Genomic DNA, 15,705 nt, shown 5'->3' with positions numbered 1-15,705 from the left:
GCTTGAGCGTTGAACTCATTCGGCGGCACGTTGTCGGCTGCGCAAGGGTTCTCTGGCGGGAAGGCCGTCATCACACTCAGCCGCCGTCCGTCCTCAACATTGTCAGCACGCTGACCACATCGGGGAGAAGCCTCACACGCCGTGATTAGGGTGGCGTCGACCCTGGCGGCGGGAGGATCCGATGGCACGACGGCTCGACGAGTCCGATTGGCGGCCAATGCACACCCGCATCGCCGCGGCGCTCGGTATCGGATGGATGCTGGACGCATTCGAGGTGCAGATCATCGGCTCGGTCATCCCGGGAATCCAGGCCGAGTTCAATCTCGACGGCCGGCAGGCTGTGCTGATCAACATCGTCTGGTTCGCCGGGATCGCGCTGGGCGCGCTGGGATTCGGCTATCTGGCGGATCGTGTAGGACGGCGCAAACTGTTTGTCGCCACCCTGATTTTGTACTCGCTCGCCGCGGTGGCGACCGCTACCGCCCCGTCCTACGAGATCTTCGTGTTGTTCCGCTTCATCACCGCGCTAGGCGTGGGCGGTGAGTACTCGGCCATCACCTCGGCGATCGCCGAGTTCACCCCGTCCCGCAGTCGGGGCCGCAGCAATGGGCTCGTGATGAGCTTCTGGGCGATCGGCGGGATCCTCGCGAGCCTGGTCTCCATCCTCGTCATCTCCACCTTCGGACTGAGTTGGCGCTACACGATGCTCTTCGGGGTGCTGAGCGCTGTCTACGGTGTCATCGCCCGCAGGCTCATACCCGAGTCGCCGCGTTGGCTCGCCGCACAAGGGCGCCTGGATGAGGCCGACACGGTGGTCACCGCGATCACCGGCGTGACGAGTGCGGATGGCTACATCGTGGCCGGTCCGCCTCGCGGGACCCGTTCGGCGCTCAGCGAACTGTGGGTCAACCACAGGCCGAAGTTGTTCTTCGGGATGGCCTTGGACTTCTCCGAGGCGGCCGGCTACTACGGCTTGTTCACCGCGATGAGCATTTTCGTGTTCTCCTCGGCCACCGGTGCGGTTCCGATCAGTGACAGCGCACTGCCGTACTATTTTCTGACCGCCAACGTTGGAGCCTTCTTCGGCGGTCTGTTGGTGTCGTGGGCGCTGGACGCCGTCGGGCGGCGCCCCACGGTCACGGTCTCCTACGCCGCTGCGGCCGCAAGCATGTTGGGATGCGCGGCAGCCGCCTCGACGGGCTCGAAAACCCTTGTCCTGGTGGCCTTCACCGTTGCAGCCTTCGTCGCGACCTGCGCGTGGGTGTCTGCCTATCCCACCTTCTCGGAGATCTTTCCCACCGAGCTGCGGGCCACGGGGATCGGCGCCTCGGTCGCCGTCGGCCGGATCGGCGCGGTCATGGGGCAGATCCTGCTCGCCGAGGTCGCGGTGGTCTTCAACCTGACTACGGTGTTCGTCGTGCTCGGACTGTTCTGGTTGATCGGCGCGGTCGCCGGGGCACTGTGGTGGGTCAAGGGGATCGAGGCACGCGGGCTGTCGGTCGATGTCCTTGGCGTGCGGAGCGCCGAGGCGCGCGGTGGTTGGTTGAGGTGAATCGCACACGGACACTGTCATCGCGATGACAGTCTGACGGCCCGCGGCGGCTGGAGACCGCTTGAGTGGGCAGAAGGGTGTCAGTGCCAAACCTGCCCGCGAGCCGCGAACGAAGGTGAGACTGATCGTATGACCATAGCGAGCCCGCGCAGGGCCTTTGACCTAGTCTTCTCGCCGATACCCCCACCCGCCAGGGCCGGCGGTGTCGGCCTTGCGGTGCTGCGGGTCGTGGCGGGGTTGTTGTGGCTGGCGCACGTGTGGTGGAAGGTGCCCCCTGATTTCGGCGAAGGGCGCCGCACCGGGCTCTGGTTCTGGACGCACCTGGCGGTGGATCATCCGGTGTTCCCGCCGTACAGCTGGCTGGTCGAACACCTTGTGCTGCCGAACTTCACTCCGTTCGGGTGGCTGGTGCTGGTGGTGGAGACGCTGCTGCCGGTGTTGCTGCTGACCGGAACCGCTGTTCGGCTGGCTGCGTTGATCGGCATCGGTCAGTCGTTGGCGATCGGGTTGTCGGTGGCGCAGGCGCCCAACGAATGGCCCTGGGCGTACGCGATGATGCTCGGCATCCACCTGGTGCTGCTGCTGGCGCCGAGTGCGCAGTACGCCGCGGTGGACGCGGTCCGCGCCGCCCGGATCGGCGGAGACCCGGCGCCGGTGGCCAGGCGGTTACTCGGCGGGTGGGGTGTGATCCTCGCGCTCATCGCGATCATCGCCGCAGTCAAGTCGCTCGGTGAGGAGTTTCTCGCGCCGCGCGGCCAGGGGGTCGGCTACCCGCCACTGCAGTTGTTCCTCGGCGACTACAACATGCTCGCCGCACTGGTGCTGCTCGGCGTCGCGGGTCTGATGCTCGCCGCGGCGATCACCCGCATGCCGGTGCTGGCTCTGGTAGCGGCGGTCCTCGCTGCGCTCGCGGCGTTGTCCATCTACGTGCAACTCGGACGCACCGCGGTATGGCTGGGCGGAAATCCAAGTACTGCAGCAGTTTTCGTGTGCGCTTCGGTAATCGCCGTCGGCGCGCGCCCTCTTCGCGTATCGTCTTGAGTCATGTATTCGACCAACGCGTTGAATCAGGTCACCACGGTCGCCGCGGCAAATGCCGATCACGTCGACGCCGAGGGTTCGTTTCCCTCGGCAACAGTCGATGCGTTGCGCGGCAGCGGGTTGCTGGGACTGGTCCTTCCCGAGGAGGCCGGCGGACTCGGCGCCGGCCCGACGGAGCTCGTCGATGTGGTGGGCGCGTTGGCGACCGCCTGCGGATCCACGGCGATGATCTATCTCATGCACACAGCCGCGGCCGTGTGCATCGCCGCCGCGCCGCCCCCTGGAGCTCCGGAGGTGTTGTCCCGCATGGCCTCTGGCGAGGCGTTGGGGACGTTGGCGTTCAGCGAGAAGGGCTCCCGTTCGCACTTCTGGGCGCCGGTGTCGATAGGCGCGATGTCCGACGACGGTGACTCGGTGAAGCTGCGCGCCGACAAGAGTTGGGTCACGTCGGCGGGTTACGCCGACGTGTACGTCGTGTCCGCAGGATCCACCTCGGGAGTCGCCGGCGAGGTCGACCTCTTTGCGGTACCTGAGTCCGTCGACGGACTGTCCATCGTCGCGCCGTTCACCGGAATGGGCCTGCGCGGTAACGCATCCTCGCCGATGGCGGTTGATACGACGCTGCCTGTCGGTTTGCGGCTCGGAGAACAGGCCGCCGGGTTCGGAATGATGATGCAGACGGTGCTGCCGTGGTTCAACCTCGGCAACGCCGCCGTCTCGCTGGGACTCGCCGGCGCCGCCTACGCCGCCGCCGTCTCGCATGTCGGCGGTGCGAGGCTGGAGCACCGCGACGAGGCGCTGTCGGCGCTGCCGACGATTCGCGCGCAGATCGCAAGAATGGGAACGACTCTCGCGGCGCAGCGCGCCTATCTGCACAGCGCCGCCGCCAGCGTCAGCGCACCGGGTGAGGAGACGCTCGACTTCGTTCTCGGTGTCAAGGCATCCGCCAACGACGCCGCTCTGGCCATCACCGAATCCGCCATGCGGGTGTGTGGCGGCGCCGCGTTCTCCAAGCACCTGCCCATCGAACGGGCCTTCCGGGACGCGAGGGCGGGCGCGGTGATGGCGCCGACCGCCGACGTGCTCTACGACTTCTACGGCAAGGTCGCCACCGGCCTGCCACTCTTCTGACGCGGGAGGACAAGATGAGCAACCCACTGATCGTCGGGGCCGTGGCCTACACCCCGAACGTCGTCCCGATCTGGGAGGGCATCCGCGAGTACTTCGACGATCCAGGCGCACCCGACACCGCCATGGACTTCGTCCTCTACTCGAATTACGGGCGGCTGGTGACCTCGTTGATCGCCGGGCACATCGACGTCGCGTGGAACACGAACCTGGCCTACGTACGGACGGTGATGCAGACGAACGGCCATTGTGTCGCCCTGGCGCAGCGCGACACCGACGTGGGATTCACCACCGTCTTCGTCGCGGCGTCGGGCAGCGGGCTGTCCGGCCCGATGTCGATCGCGGGCAAGCGGCTTGCGCTCGGCTCGGCCGACTCCGCGCATGCGGCGATCCTGCCCCTGCACTATCTCGCCCGCGCCGGTGTGCCGGCTTCGGACATGCAGGTCGTCCGGTTCGACACCGATATCGGGAAGCACGGCGACACCGGTCGCAGCGAGCTCGACGCCATCGAGGCGGTGTTGGCCGGTGAGGCCGACGTCGCCGCGATCGGCAGCAGCACCTGGGAAGCGATGGGACGCGACGAGCTGATGCCCGGCACCCTCGACGAGGTATGGCGGACCGACGGGTACTGCCACTGCATGTTCACCGCGCTCGACACCCTGCCGGCCGAGCGTTACACCCCGTGGGTCGACAAGCTGTTGGCGATGGACTGGGACAACCCCGAACACCGCAGGATCCTCGAACTCGAAGGCTTACGGCGCTGGGTGAGGCCGCACCTGGACGGGTACCAGCCACTGTTCGCCGCGGTGGAGGAGCAGGGGGTCGACCCTCGGTGGTGATCCTCGACCTGATGAGGTTGATGGCCTCCTTGGCCGACGGAGCCGTCGGCGAGATCACCGTCGCGTCCGCCGCGGAACGAGAGCTCGCCGAAAAGTGGTGCGCACGAAGCGGTAACACCGTGGTGGACGCCAACCTGGACGGGTCGGGGAGGGGCACACTGACGGTGCGGCGCGGCCGCCCCGCCGATCCGGTGCTGGTTCTGGGCCCGGATCGGATGCCGGGCGCGCGGCTGTGGATGTACACCAACTTCCACTGCAACCTCGCGTGTGACTACTGCTGCGTGGAATCCTCGCCGCAGACCCCGCGGCGCGAGCTCGGGGCCGACCGGATCGCCCGGCTGACGAAAGAGGCGGCCGCCTGGGGGGTGCGCGAGATCTTTCTCACCGGCGGCGAGCCGTTCCTGCTGCCCGATATCGCCACCATTGTCGCCAGCTGCGCCGCGTTGCTGCCGACCACCGTGCTGACCAACGCAATGGTGTTTCGGGGCAGGGGGTTACGCGAGCTCGAGGCCATCCCGCGGGACAATGTGGCGCTGCAGATCAGTCTCGATTCCGCGACGCCGGAGCTGCACGACTCGCATCGCGGACAGGGAAGCTGGGCCAAGGCGGTGGCAGGAATCCGGCTGGCGCTCGGCCTGGGTTTTCGCGTGCGGGTGGCCGCCACCGTGGCCGCGCCGGCTCCCGGCGAGCTGGCTGCCTTCCACCGGATCCTCGATGAGCTCGGTATCGCGCCCGACGATCAGGTGGTGCGCCCGGTCGCCCATGAGGGCGTGGCATCCGAGGGCGTGATGATCACCCGCGAGTCGTTGGTGCCCGAGGTCACGGTCACCGCCGAAGGCGTCTACTGGCATCCGGTGGCGGCAACCGATGACGGCGCCTTGGTCACCCGCCGGATCGAGCCCCTCGCCCCTGCGCTGGACGAGATCTCCCGCGCCTTCGCCGAACTCTGGGCCCGCAAGGCCAGCGCCGCGCAACTGTTTCCCTGCGCCTGACACAGCCTCGGCGACGACAGGCCGGGAGCACGTTCGCCTCCCTTCACGGTTTCCGGCCAGACGGTGATCCTTCACCGACATAGGCTCGCGCTGAACAGGGTGGATGAATCGCGCATCCGGTCGCGACGAATGGGAGTTGGTGCGCGGTCGGGCGGGTCTGTCACCGTGCTGACAATTGCCCGCGCGCCGGCTCTCGCGTGCCGTCTGATGTGCAGAGGATCCGAACCAAGGGGGTCGCCGCGATGATCCGAGCCGTGTGGAACGACGCAGTGTTGGCCGAGGCGGTGCACACCGTGCGCCTCGAAGGCAACGACTACTTTCCGCCCGAGGCGCTCCGCCGCGAATACCTCACGGAAAGTTCGGCGACTACCGTGTGTCCGTGGAAGGGTACGGCCCACTATTACACGGTGACCGTCAGCGGTGAGGTGAACCCAGAGACAGGGTGGTACTATCCGAGTCCGAGTCGCCGTGCACGCCAGATCAAAGATCACGTCGCGTTCTGGCGCGGAGTGCGGATCGAGGGGGACGAGGCCGCTTCGGTCGCCGACCGAGCGCGAGCATGGCTGCGCGGCAAGCCGTGAGCAAAGCGTCGCTGAGCGTACCTGTCCGAAGGCAACGACTCGTCAAGTCGGACGGGCTGCCGATGTGGGGCATCGGATTCGCAAGCGGGCTGGTGGGCATTCTGTGCTGTGTCGGCCCCACCGTCCTCGCGGTGTTCGGAATCATCAGTGCTGGAACGGCGTTCGTGTGGGCGAACGATTTGTACGACAACTACGCGTGGTGGTTCCGCCTCGGCGGCGTCGCCGTCCTCGGCCTGCTCGTCTGGGTATCGCTGAGGCGCCGCAATCAGTGCAGCCTCGCCGGCGTGCGTCAACGGCGGTGGCGACTGCTGGGGGTGCTCGCGGTCGCGGTCGGCACGTACGTAGCGTTGTACGCCGTGACCACCTGGCTCGGCGGCTTCGCATGACACTCGATTTCTCACCGGACCGCGACCTCTACCCCTTCACATCGCGATGGTTCGACAGCTCGCAGGGTCGGGTGCACTACCTCGACGAGGGCAGCGGTCCACCGCTGCTGCTCTGTCATGGCAACCCGACGTGGAGCTTTCTCTACCGGGACGTCATCGTGGGCCTGCGCGACAGGTTCCGGTGCATCGCCCCGGACTATCTGGGCTTCGGACTATCGGAACGCCCGAGTGGATACGGCTACACCGTGCAGGAACACGCCCGCATCGTGGGCGAACTGGTGGACTTCCTGGATCTGGACGGCTATCTGTCGATGGGACAGGACTGGGGAGGCCCGGTCACGATGGCGGTCGACACGGCCCGCGCTGACCGGGTGCGTGGAGTCGTACTGGGCAACACGTGGTTCTGGCCGGCTGACACACTGCGGATGAAGGCGTTCAGCAGGGTGATGTCCAGCCGTCCGATGCAGCGCGCGATCCTGAACCGGAACTTCTTCGTCGAGAGGCTGATTCCGGTGGGGACGAGTCGAACGCTGACCCCGCTGGAGATGGAGCACTACCGGGCCGTTCAACCGTCACCGGAGGCGCGACGGGGTGTAGCCGAACTGCCCAAGCAGATCCTGGCCGCCCGACCGCTGCTGCAACGCCTCGAACACGAAGTGCCCGAGACGCTGGGGTCCAAACCGGCGCTGTTCGTCTGGGGCATGAAGGACTTCGCGTTTCCGCCCGCGCAGACGCTGCCGCGGATGCGCGCCACCTTCCCCGATCACGTGGTCGTCGAGCTACCTGGAGCCAACCATTTCATGCAGGAAGACGAACCCGGCCGGATCGCCGCAGCGATCATCGACCGTTTCGGCTGACGTGGCGGTGTCGGCCGGTCGCACGTGGAGTCGGCCGCGCGATGCTGTGGCGATGTTCCTGCGCGGGTCTACGGTACGAACAGCTGGACCCACCGCGCTGTTCGTCGGGACGGTCCTGTCCTTGGTCAACCAAGGTGCGGTCATCACGCACGGGGACGGCGACGGAGGGACGTGGATTCGGGTTGCGGTGAATTTCCTGGTGCCGTTCTGCGTCGCCAGCGTCGGATACCTCTCCGCGCGGCGTGTGCCGCCCGGCGGTGGCACTTCATAGGCCGATCTCGGACCAGCCGTGATAGAGAATGTCTGCGGGCTGACATTGTGTAGCCGTCAGGGTCACCACGCTGATTGTCTGGACGCTCAGGACAAGTGCTAGAGGAAGGTCAGTGATGCCGCGAAATCCGAGCAGGATCGCACCGGGCGACAGCGTTGACGTGCGCCAAGTGGACACGGTCAGCTCCGGGCCCGTGACGCTACCCGACCCGCAACGTCTGACCCATCTGCAATTCCGGCGGTACGCGGGCTGCCCGATCTGCAATCTGCACCTGCGCTCATTCGGCCAACGCCACGACGAACTCGAGGCCGCGGGGGTGCGGGAGATCGCGGTATTCCATTCGACGACCGAGGCGATGACGCCATATCAGGACACGTTGCCCTTCGTACTGATCGCTGACCCGCAACGGAAGCTGTACCGCGAATTCGGGGTGGAGAGATCACTGCGATCAATCGCCGATCCGCGCGCCTGGGCCGCTGCGGCCCGCGGCTGGAATCGCCATCTCCCACCGCAGTCCGACACCGGAGACGGTGGCCATACCGGGCTGCCGGCCGACTTCCTCATCCCCCCGAACGGCCGAGTCCTTGCCTGCAAGTACGGCTCTCACGCCAACGACCAATGGACCTTCGACGAGGTACTCGACCAGGCTCGGCGTCACGGGGTCTGACGCGCGGACCGGTCGGTGCTGACCTCGACGCCATTCCAAAACGCGACTCGGCCCTTGATTCTCCGCGCCAACGGGGACGGGTGCCGATAGGTGAATGCTGCGCTACGCAGCGTGGTGCCGCCTGCGGCCACGTCGTAGTAGCTGGCGAGCCCCTTCCAGAAGCACAGACTCTTGGCTTTGTTCGCGACGAGAATGCCTTCGGCGATATCGCTTTCGGGAAAGTACACGTTGCCTTCGACGATCACAGGATCGTCAGTGCTGGCTATCACGGTGTCTCCGACACGTGCGGTGGCGCTGGTCACGGGTGTCCTCTTCCTCATTCGTTGTGGGCGAGTGGTTTTCAACGCAAGAGCGGGGGCGGGGAAGGGGGCGGGCTTCGACCCCCGCCCCGACCCTCTACCCCGAGATCCGGCTAGGCGCTGCGGCTCCGTGTGAAGGGCAGCAGCGCGAGCGCCGTCGCGACACCGAACATGATGTGCTCGACGAGGAAGGTGGGGTAGCCCACCATGGCGGCCATGTTGGTGATCGGGTCCCCGGCGGAGAAGATCGTCGCGGCCAGGGGGAGTCCGATCCACGCGCTGACGGCGAAAACAACGGCACCGTAGATCATTCCGGCCAGGAGCAGCGTCATGCCGCGTAGTTTCGCCACTCGGACGATCACTGCGAACAGGACGCCGTACATCGCGCCCACCATCATGTGGATGAGTGCGCCCACCACGGCGGGACCGAACACGAAGTAGAAGTTCGAACCAGCCATGCCCTGCTCCATCGACGCCATCATCGTCGAGGGTTCCAAGAGCAGTGAACCGATGTGGTAGAGCGGGGTGAAGAAGCCGGTGTGCTGGTAGGTGGCGGCGGCCATCATGGCGAACATCGCCATGACCAGAGAACCGATCACACCGGCGACAGCGCCGACGATGAGCGTGCGGCCGAATCCGGCCTTGATCTCGGCCTGTGTTGAGGTAGTGGATGACATGGTGGTGCTCCCTCGTGGTGTCGGGGGAATTCATCCCCTTGTGGAGGAAACCCGGTGATGGCTGCCGGCCCTTCCCGACTGGCCCCAGTGTTTTTCGCTAGTTGCTTCGGAAGCGGAGCCAGGTCCGTCGCAGCCGGACAAGGATCCCGATCAGCCGGGCTGTCGTCGGCCGTCCCAGTTGTGATCGGACGTCGGCGATCGCGACGTTCCACGGTCCGTCGTTGTAGGTCGGGTATGGGTGTGTGGCGCCGGCGAGGTGGCGCGTGCGCATTCCGTGCTTGACTGCCAGGACCATTTCACCGATCGACTCGCCCGCCCGCGGTCCGACGATGCTGGCGCCGACGATGCGGTGCTTGCGGTCGACGACGAGTTGGGTGAGTCCGCCGGTGTCAGCCTCGGCGATGGCGCGATCGAGGTGGCTGTTCGACAGGGTCTGCACGCGCAATCCTGTTATGCGCCGGGCGGTTCGGGGGTCGATTCCGACGACGGCGATCTCGGGGTCGGTGAACGTGACGCGGGGTTCTCCGGTGGTGTCGACGGTGCGGCGCAGGCCCAGGATCGCGTTGGTGGCGGCGATGCTGCCGTGCATTCCCGCCGTGTGGGTGAATTGGGGGTGGCCGGTGAGGTCGCCGGCGGCCCAGATCCGTGGGTTAGACGTGCGCAGCTGAGCATCGACGTGGACGTAGCCACGCTCATCGAGCGTCACTCCCGCCGTCTCGAGGCCGAGTGCATCGGTCCTGGGTGTGCGACCGACGGCGACGAGCGCACGGTCGAATTCGACGCGGCGACCGTCGGTGAGGGTGACGGTGTGCTCGCAGATCGACTCCGCGGTGGCAGCGGTCAGCACCTCGACTCCGTCGGAGCACATTGACGCGGTCAGCGCGGCGGCCGCGGCCGGGTCCTCGCGGGGGACGAGGGTCTGCGCTGACTCGATGAGCGTGACCGCAGACCCCAGCCGCGCAAAGGCCTGGGCGAGTTCGCAGCCGACACTGCCGCCGCCGAGCACCAGGAGCCGGCGCGGAAGTTCGGTGAGGTCCCAGACCGTTTCGCTGGTCATGTAGTCGACGGTCTCCAGACCCGGTATGCCTGGCACGGTCGGGCGGGCTCCGGTGGCGAGCACCGCCTGAGCGAACGCGATGACGTGCTCCCCGATCGCGACGGTGCGGTCGTCGGTGAATCGGGCCGATCCTTTGACGACCGTCACGCCGGCGTCGTTGAGGGCCTTCGGGGAGTCGACCGGGGCAATGGCGGCGATGGCCTCCCGCACGTGCTGCATCACCTGGTTGAAATCGACGGTCACGTCCGTTGCGGTGACTCCGAATGCGGATCCACGGCGGACGGCTGTGGCCGCGGCTGCCGCGGCGATCAACGACTTCGACGGCACGCACCCGGTCCACAGGCAGTCCCCGCCGGTGCGATCGCGTTCGACCAGAACGACTCTTGCACCGAAGCCGGCGGCCGTCTTCGCCGCGACGATGCCCGCGGTTCCGCCACCGACCACCAACAAGTCAGGGTGGGCTGCACGAGTCACTGCAGCTCACCGCGGACGAGGCGGTCAACGACGTCGTGCATGTGGGACACGCTTTGCCGATCGGGCATCCGTCGCAGCGCCCAGCGTGACAGCGCCGAATTGATCTGACGGAATTCGGCCGCGGCGGTGCTGCACTTGTCGCATTGGGCCAGGTGCGCTTCCAGTCGTCGGATTTCGCTCGGGTCCAGCAGTGCGGCGGGATCGGAGTCCAGGTAGCGCTGGATTCGGCGTGCTGACCAGTGGCACGTCACCATCATCCGAACGGCCCTGATCATTGTTGCCTCCCCGCGCTCGCTGCTTCGAAATTCGGCTGCAGATGCCGGCGGACACGTTCGCGTGCCCGGCTGAGTCTCGACATCACCGTTCCTACGGGCACACCCAGGGCCTCGGCGGCCTCGGCGTAGGTCAGTTGGTCGACGTCGACCAAGAGCAGTACGGTCTGGAACTTGGTGTCCAGGCTCTGCACGGCACGTTCAAGATCATCGGGCAGGAAGGCGGCCATCACCTGCTCCTCGGTGCTCATAGGGGTGATTCCGAAGGCCGGCTTCGCGTCGGTGTAGGACGCGATGTCATCCACGCTGTCTGGGCGCATCCGTCGACCCATGTTGATGTTGGTGTTCCGCAAGATGGTCAACAGCCACGCCCGGGGGTAGCGGCCGTCGAATCGGTCCATGGCGCGCCATGCTCGCATGAGGGTCTCCTGCACCAGGTCATCCACGTCTGAGGACCCCACGAGGGTGCGCGCGACTCTGAGCAGCACTTCGATTTCGGGTTCGACGTAGCGTCGGAATGCGTCCGCTTGCATGTCGTGCTCGCCGATCTGCGGTGGGTCCACGGTGAGGGAACCCGGCGGGGGGCTGACAGTGTTCCCGTATCGGACAACTTGCCAGAGATTCTGACGAACGGAGCCCCGATGCCAAGAACAGGCCGCTATCGCTCTTCGGCGAGGTTCTATGACCTGATCTCCGCGGAGTGGCCCGTGTACCGGGCCGGGCGCGTGGCCGCGATCGACCTCATGGCGCTGCGACCGGGCCACCATGTCCTCGACATCGGCTGCGGTACCGGGCTGAACTTCCCCCTTCTTCAGAACCGAATCGGACCGAGCGGATCGATCACCGCCGTCGACGCCAGTGCGCAGATGCTCGAACAGGCCAGACGCCGCGCGTGCTCCGCTGGTTGGACGAATGTCCGACTCGTCGAATCCGACGCTTCCGCACTGGACGCAAACGTGCTGGACATGGCAAGCGGCTTCGACGCCGTCATCAGCACCTATGCCCTGTCTCTCATGGCGGATTGGCCGCGGGCACTGTCGACGATGGTGGCGGTCACGCGCCCGAGTGGCCGGGTGGCAGTGGTGGACATGCAGCGGCCGGTCGGGCGCGCCCGCCTGTGGAGTCCGCTCGCGCAGTTGGCGTGCCTACTCGGTGGCTCGGACATCGACGCACACCCGTGGGTTCCGATGGAGTCGGCCCTTGTCGACGTGCGACGACGGTCGGTCCGGGGGGCGCACATTCAGATCCGGGTCGGGTCGGTCCCGACGCGGACGACTGATGCGTGCTCGGACGGGTGTTAGCCGCGCACCGCTGCTGACCATCGGCGAAGCTCGCGACTGATCGCGTGCAGGCCCGCGCGGGCTGCGGCGGCGTCGTCGCCCGCACGGGAGGCCGCGAATGCGCCGAACAGCGCTGCCTGGATCAGCCGGGCGCGGTCCTGCGATGATCCCGGTTCGATGTCACCGTCGGCCTCCGCCAACTCGAGAGCGCCGTTGAGCGCTCGCTCGATCCTGCGGCGGTAGGCCGCCACGCGCTGCTGCACCTCGGGAATACCGTCGCCGACCTCCACCATGGTGTTGACCATGAAGCAGCCCCGTGGGGAGTTGGGGTCTTCGAGCACGGCGCGCACCCGGCGGACGAACCGTTCGATGTCGGGTAGACCGCGGCGAGGTGATTCGAGGTCAGCGATGATGCCGCTCATTCCGTCTTCGTAGCGCGCGAGGGCTGCGTCGAGCACCCCCTGCTTGAACGGCTCCCTCAGGTTGACCGCCATCACGAGATCCCACTGCTCGTCGGTGATCTCGGTGATCTCGGTGAACTTGCCGAACTGCTCGATTCCGGCGTTGTTGATCAGCATGAGCACCGGACCCAGGTCGGTCCGCACCCGGTCGACTGCTGCCCTGACCTGGCTGCGGTCGGAAACGTCGACGGTGTACCGTGACGGTGCCACCCTGGCCTCGCAATCGCTCGACCTCGGCATCGATCTGGGCGGTGGCGAGATCGAAGAGGGCGGCCTTGGTGCCGCGGACGGCGAGCGCCTCGGTGATCGCGAGGCCGAGGCCCTGCGCACCGCCTGTGACGATCGCCGTGGTGTTCTCGAAAGGCATTGTTGCGGAACTCCTACGAGAACTCGATGTGCAGACGAGTGAGTCCGCGCAGGATGAACGTGGGCAGGTATCGGTAGCGCCGGGCCCCGGGCGGTCCGTGCTTGTCCGCATCGATCCAGATGGCGGAGGTCCGGTCCAGCAGGCGGTTGAGGCTGACCTTCGCCTCGGCACGAGCGAGTGGGGCACCGGGGCAACTGTGCGGATCACGCTACGTCACCGGTCTCCCGGTCACCGTCGACGCGGGCAGCATGTTGAAGTAGGCGAACCCCGGGTATTCCACCGGCTGCGGCATCGGGCCGCGGGGCTGGTTGGAGGTCGCGATGGTGGGCTGGCTGGATCGTCTGCAGCAGAGGAGCCGCGTCATGGGCTTCGTCATCGCGGTGGTCTACAAGTTCGTCGACGACCAGGCCCATTTCCTGGCGGCGCTCATCACCTACTACGCCTTCGTCTCGCTGTTCCCGTTGTTGCTGCTGCTCACCACCCTGCTCGGGGTGGTGCTGTCTGCCCGGCCGGAGTGGCGGGAGAGCATCGTCAACTCTGCGGTCAATCAGTTTCCCCTGCTCAGCGATCAGCTCAGCCAGCCCGAAGCGCTCAGCGGCGGCGCCGTCGGCGTAGCGATCGGCATAGCCGGTGCGCTCTACGGCGCGCTCGGCGTCGGCCAGGCCCTGCAGAACGCGATGAACACCGTGTGGGCGGTTCCCCGGTATGTCCGGCCCGATCCGTTCAAGTCCCGGCTGCGCAGCCTCAAGCTGTTGACGGTGTTGGGCTCGGCGCTGATCGCCACGACGCTGCTGACCGCGCTGGGCAGGGTCTCGACCGGACTGGGCGTGCTGGGCACCGGCGGTGTGGTCGTGTTGTCCTTCGTGCTGAACACCGCGGTCTGTATGGCCGCGTTCCGACTCACCACCGAGAGGTCCCTGACCTACGCGCAGGTATTGCCGGGGGCGGTGGTCGCCGCGCTTATATGGCAGATGCTGCAGTGGTTCGGTGCGAGCTTCGTCGCTCGCGTCGCCGCGTCGGCAAGCGTCACCAACAGTGTGTTCGCCATCGTTCTGGGACTACTGGCGTTCCTCTACCTGGTTTCGACGTCACTGCTGGTGTGTGCGGAGATCAACGTGGTGCGCGTCGATCGGCTGCACCCCCGGGCTCTGCTCACCCCCTTCACCGACGATGTCGACCTGACCGCGGCCGACCGGAAGATGTACGCCGGACAGAGTGAGGCGCAGCGCGCCAAGGGATTTCAACGTGTCCAAGTGAGCTTCGACGATCCGCACCCTGCCGACGAACCCGAGGACGAGATCAGACCAGGTACCGGCACCGCTCGCGAGCGAGACGACCCGGGTCAGCCCGGTGCATGAGCGGTTGGCCCCTCGTCTGGCGCATTTGCCGCCGCAAGCAGCGCGTCGATCATCGCCGGGTCGACTTCGGCTCCGCTGCCGGCGGCCAGCATCCCGATCTGCCCGATCGGAAACGAATCCAGTAACCGGGTGAGGTCGACACCGTCGGGCATGATGGCGGCGGCCTCGCCCGCCCCGGCCATCGCCGACGCCATCGCGGACTGCAGGATCGGGCCTGCGACCGGATGCGCGAGCACCTCACCGATCGACGACGACCGTGACAGCGGGATGGTCACCGGATCACCGTCGACATCGACCTGGGCCGACGAGCGGATGTCCCTGCTCGACGCGGCGACGCCGACGGTGTACGGTCCGGCCTCGACCACCCAGCGGTCGACGCGGGTATCCCAGTACGCCAGGTCGTTTCGACGGACGGTCAAGGCGACCTCACGGGACTCACCGCTGTCGAGCGCCACCGAGGTGAACGCTTTGAGCTCCCGCCGCGGCCGGGCGACCCTGCTGCCGGGTAACGCCGTGTACACCTGAACGACCTCACGTCCCGCTACGGCGCCGGTGTTCGTGACAACGATGCGCACCTCGATGTCCCCGTGGTCGTCTATGCCGGCCGTGGCGGTCCCGTACTCGAAGGTGGTGTAGGACAGGCCGTGACCGAATGGAAAGGCGACCTCGATGTCACGGGTGTCGTACCAGCGGTAGCCGACGAACAGGCCTTCGCCGTACCGCACGTGCGAGAACTCTCCCGGGAAGTCCAGATAGGCCGGGCTGTCCGCGAGCCGGACGGGGATGGTCTCGGTGAGCTTTCCCGACGGATTGACCTCTCCGAACAGCACATCGGCGATCGCGCCGCCGCCGGCTTGTCCCAGGAGCCACCCTTCCACGATCGCGGGCACCTCGGCCGCGAACGGCAGCGTCACCACACCGCCGTTGGACAGCACCACCACCGTGTTCGGGTTGACCTCCAGCACGGCGGCGAGGAGCTCCAGTTGTCGAACCGGCAAGTCGATGTCGTCGCGGTCGTAGCCCTCGGACTCCAAGCGCGCGGGGAGTCCGAGGAACACGACGGCGGTGTCGGCCGAGTCGGCTGCGGTGAGCGCCTCGTGCCGCAGCCGGGCGGACTCCTCGGTCGAGACGTCGGAAGCCGAGCTG

At 66.9% G+C, this 15,705-nt stretch carries 20 protein-coding genes and 1 pseudogene; 12 read left to right on the top strand and 9 right to left on the bottom strand.

The window, feature by feature from the left end; all coding sequences use genetic code 11:
- The first annotated feature begins 181 nt into the window (after positions 1 to 181).
- From WA944_RS12330 to WA944_RS12285, 10 genes are all read left to right on the top strand, one after another.
- Positions 182 to 1,552: an MFS transporter gene (locus WA944_RS12330; RefSeq protein ID WP_526368970.1), complete on the top strand. Its 1,371-nt coding sequence runs from the start codon at positions 182 to 184 to the stop codon at positions 1,550 to 1,552.
- A 129-nt stretch (positions 1,553 to 1,681) separates the two neighbouring features.
- Positions 1,682 to 2,593 carry an Rv1678 family membrane protein gene (locus tag WA944_RS12325; RefSeq protein ID WP_526368968.1) on the top strand — a complete coding sequence of 304 codons (912 nt, stop codon included), beginning with the start codon at positions 1,682 to 1,684 and terminating at the stop codon, positions 2,591 to 2,593.
- 3 nt (positions 2,594 to 2,596) lie between these two features.
- Positions 2,597 to 3,724, top strand: a complete 1,128-nt coding sequence (gene fadE16 / locus WA944_RS12320) for an Rv1679 family acyl-CoA dehydrogenase (RefSeq protein WP_526368966.1) — start codon at positions 2,597 to 2,599, stop codon at positions 3,722 to 3,724.
- A 14-nt stretch (positions 3,725 to 3,738) separates the two neighbouring features.
- Positions 3,739 to 4,560: an Rv1680 family SBP-like protein gene (locus tag WA944_RS12315; protein ID WP_526368964.1), complete on the top strand. Its 822-nt coding sequence runs from the start codon at positions 3,739 to 3,741 to the stop codon at positions 4,558 to 4,560.
- Positions 4,554 to 5,552 (top strand): Rv1681 family radical SAM protein, encoded by a 999-nt coding sequence (locus WA944_RS12310; RefSeq protein ID WP_526609184.1) that lies wholly within the window; start codon positions 4,554 to 4,556, stop codon positions 5,550 to 5,552. The genes WA944_RS12315 and WA944_RS12310 overlap by 7 nt, the downstream gene beginning before the upstream one ends.
- 242 nt (positions 5,553 to 5,794) lie before the next feature.
- Positions 5,795 to 6,133 carry a DUF427 domain-containing protein gene (locus tag WA944_RS12305; protein WP_526368960.1) on the top strand — a complete coding sequence of 113 codons (339 nt, stop codon included), beginning with the start codon at positions 5,795 to 5,797 and terminating at the stop codon, positions 6,131 to 6,133.
- The gene (locus WA944_RS12300) at positions 6,130 to 6,519 is read left to right on the top strand and encodes a hypothetical protein (RefSeq protein WP_526368958.1); all 390 of its coding nucleotides are present in this window, start codon (positions 6,130 to 6,132) and stop codon (positions 6,517 to 6,519) included. The genes WA944_RS12305 and WA944_RS12300 overlap by 4 nt, the downstream gene beginning before the upstream one ends.
- A complete protein-coding gene (locus tag WA944_RS12295; RefSeq protein WP_526368956.1) occupies positions 6,516 to 7,376 on the top strand; it encodes a haloalkane dehalogenase in 861 nt (286 codons plus the stop codon). The genes WA944_RS12300 and WA944_RS12295 overlap by 4 nt, the downstream gene beginning before the upstream one ends.
- A 52-nt stretch (positions 7,377 to 7,428) precedes the next feature.
- Positions 7,429 to 7,647 (top strand): nitrate/nitrite transporter NrtS, encoded by a 219-nt coding sequence (gene nrtS / locus WA944_RS12290; protein ID WP_526368954.1) that lies wholly within the window; start codon positions 7,429 to 7,431, stop codon positions 7,645 to 7,647.
- A gap of 115 nt (positions 7,648 to 7,762) precedes the next feature.
- Positions 7,763 to 8,314, top strand: a complete 552-nt coding sequence (locus tag WA944_RS12285; protein WP_526646986.1) for a peroxiredoxin-like family protein — start codon at positions 7,763 to 7,765, stop codon at positions 8,312 to 8,314.
- On the opposite strand, the gene WA944_RS12280 is transcribed toward WA944_RS12285, so the two are convergent.
- The 5 genes from WA944_RS12280 to WA944_RS12260 form a co-directional block, all read right to left on the bottom strand.
- The gene (locus WA944_RS12280; protein WP_526368952.1) at positions 8,302 to 8,616 is read right to left on the bottom strand and encodes a DUF427 domain-containing protein; all 315 of its coding nucleotides are present in this window, start codon (positions 8,614 to 8,616) and stop codon (positions 8,302 to 8,304) included. The genes WA944_RS12285 and WA944_RS12280 overlap by 13 nt on opposite strands.
- 110 nt (positions 8,617 to 8,726) lie before the next feature.
- Complete coding sequence (locus WA944_RS12275) at positions 8,727 to 9,290, bottom strand: hypothetical protein (RefSeq protein ID WP_526368950.1); 564 nt, start codon at positions 9,288 to 9,290, stop codon at positions 8,727 to 8,729.
- Between the two features lie 97 nt (positions 9,291 to 9,387).
- The gene (locus tag WA944_RS12270; protein ID WP_526368948.1) at positions 9,388 to 10,821 is read right to left on the bottom strand and encodes a dihydrolipoyl dehydrogenase family protein; all 1,434 of its coding nucleotides are present in this window, start codon (positions 10,819 to 10,821) and stop codon (positions 9,388 to 9,390) included.
- Positions 10,818 to 11,096, bottom strand: coding sequence for a zf-HC2 domain-containing protein (locus tag WA944_RS12265; protein WP_179475375.1), 279 nt, complete (start codon positions 11,094 to 11,096; stop codon positions 10,818 to 10,820). The genes WA944_RS12270 and WA944_RS12265 overlap by 4 nt, the downstream gene beginning before the upstream one ends.
- Positions 11,093 to 11,656, bottom strand: coding sequence for an RNA polymerase sigma factor (locus tag WA944_RS12260; RefSeq protein WP_526368946.1), 564 nt, complete (start codon positions 11,654 to 11,656; stop codon positions 11,093 to 11,095). The genes WA944_RS12265 and WA944_RS12260 overlap by 4 nt, the downstream gene beginning before the upstream one ends.
- Before the next feature lie 78 nt (positions 11,657 to 11,734).
- Here WA944_RS12260 and WA944_RS12255 point away from each other — a divergent pair, with 78 nt between their 5' ends.
- Positions 11,735 to 12,394 (top strand): class I SAM-dependent methyltransferase, encoded by a 660-nt coding sequence (locus WA944_RS12255; RefSeq protein ID WP_526368944.1) that lies wholly within the window; start codon positions 11,735 to 11,737, stop codon positions 12,392 to 12,394.
- Here the strand turns inward: WA944_RS12255 and WA944_RS12250 are convergent.
- The 3 genes and pseudogenes from WA944_RS12250 to WA944_RS12240 form a co-directional block, all read right to left on the bottom strand.
- Positions 12,391 to 13,044: an SDR family NAD(P)-dependent oxidoreductase gene (locus tag WA944_RS12250; protein ID WP_526368942.1), complete on the bottom strand. Its 654-nt coding sequence runs from the start codon at positions 13,042 to 13,044 to the stop codon at positions 12,391 to 12,393. The two genes, WA944_RS12255 and WA944_RS12250, sit on opposite strands and share 4 nt — an antisense overlap.
- Before the next feature lie 170 nt (positions 13,045 to 13,214).
- Positions 13,215 to 13,409: pseudogene (locus WA944_RS12245) on the bottom strand (cytochrome P450); the annotation flags it as partial.
- Positions 13,410 to 13,565 carry a hypothetical protein gene (locus tag WA944_RS12240; protein WP_526368992.1) on the bottom strand — a complete coding sequence of 52 codons (156 nt, stop codon included), beginning with the start codon at positions 13,563 to 13,565 and terminating at the stop codon, positions 13,410 to 13,412.
- Between WA944_RS12240 and WA944_RS12235 the strand changes: the two genes are divergently transcribed.
- On the top strand, positions 13,522 to 14,559 hold the full coding sequence (locus WA944_RS12235) for a YhjD/YihY/BrkB family envelope integrity protein (protein ID WP_526368940.1): 1,038 nt from the start codon (positions 13,522 to 13,524) through the stop codon (positions 14,557 to 14,559). The two genes, WA944_RS12240 and WA944_RS12235, sit on opposite strands and share 44 nt — an antisense overlap.
- Here the strand turns inward: WA944_RS12235 and WA944_RS12230 are convergent.
- Positions 14,544 to 15,705: glycoside hydrolase family 3 C-terminal domain-containing protein (locus tag WA944_RS12230; RefSeq protein ID WP_526646985.1), on the bottom strand; the 1,162-nt coding region annotated here is incomplete at its 5' end. The genes WA944_RS12235 and WA944_RS12230 overlap by 16 nt on opposite strands.

It is taken from the genome of Mycobacterium sp. (genome assembly GCF_049683355.1).
Taxonomy (GTDB): domain Bacteria; phylum Actinomycetota; class Actinomycetes; order Mycobacteriales; family Mycobacteriaceae; genus Mycobacterium.
This window is presented reverse-complemented; position numbering and strand designations above follow the sequence as displayed.

Excerpts from the sequence above, each read along its gene's own strand:
- WA944_RS12330 (WP_526368970.1), top strand. The coding sequence starts at position 182 with ATGGCACGACGGCTCGACGAGTCCGATTGGCGGCCAATGCACACCCGC.
- WA944_RS12325 (WP_526368968.1), top strand. The coding sequence starts at position 1,682 with ATGACCATAGCGAGCCCGCGCAGGGCCTTTGACCTAGTCTTCTCGCCG.
- fadE16 (WP_526368966.1), top strand. The coding sequence starts at position 2,597 with ATGTATTCGACCAACGCGTTGAATCAGGTCACCACGGTCGCCGCGGCA.
- WA944_RS12315 (WP_526368964.1), top strand. The coding sequence starts at position 3,739 with ATGAGCAACCCACTGATCGTCGGGGCCGTGGCCTACACCCCGAACGTC.
- WA944_RS12305 (WP_526368960.1), top strand. The coding sequence starts at position 5,795 with ATGATCCGAGCCGTGTGGAACGACGCAGTGTTGGCCGAGGCGGTGCAC.
- WA944_RS12295 (WP_526368956.1), top strand. The coding sequence starts at position 6,516 with ATGACACTCGATTTCTCACCGGACCGCGACCTCTACCCCTTCACATCG.
- nrtS (WP_526368954.1), top strand. The coding sequence starts at position 7,429 with ATGTTCCTGCGCGGGTCTACGGTACGAACAGCTGGACCCACCGCGCTG.
- WA944_RS12285 (WP_526646986.1), top strand. The coding sequence starts at position 7,763 with ATGCCGCGAAATCCGAGCAGGATCGCACCGGGCGACAGCGTTGACGTG.
- WA944_RS12275 (WP_526368950.1), bottom strand. The coding sequence starts at position 9,290 with ATGTCATCCACTACCTCAACACAGGCCGAGATCAAGGCCGGATTCGGC.
- WA944_RS12265 (WP_179475375.1), bottom strand. The coding sequence starts at position 11,096 with ATGATCAGGGCCGTTCGGATGATGGTGACGTGCCACTGGTCAGCACGC.
- WA944_RS12255 (WP_526368944.1), top strand. The coding sequence starts at position 11,735 with ATGCCAAGAACAGGCCGCTATCGCTCTTCGGCGAGGTTCTATGACCTG.
- WA944_RS12235 (WP_526368940.1), top strand. The coding sequence starts at position 13,522 with ATGGTGGGCTGGCTGGATCGTCTGCAGCAGAGGAGCCGCGTCATGGGC.
- WA944_RS12240 (WP_526368992.1), bottom strand. The coding sequence starts at position 13,565 with ATGACGCGGCTCCTCTGCTGCAGACGATCCAGCCAGCCCACCATCGCG.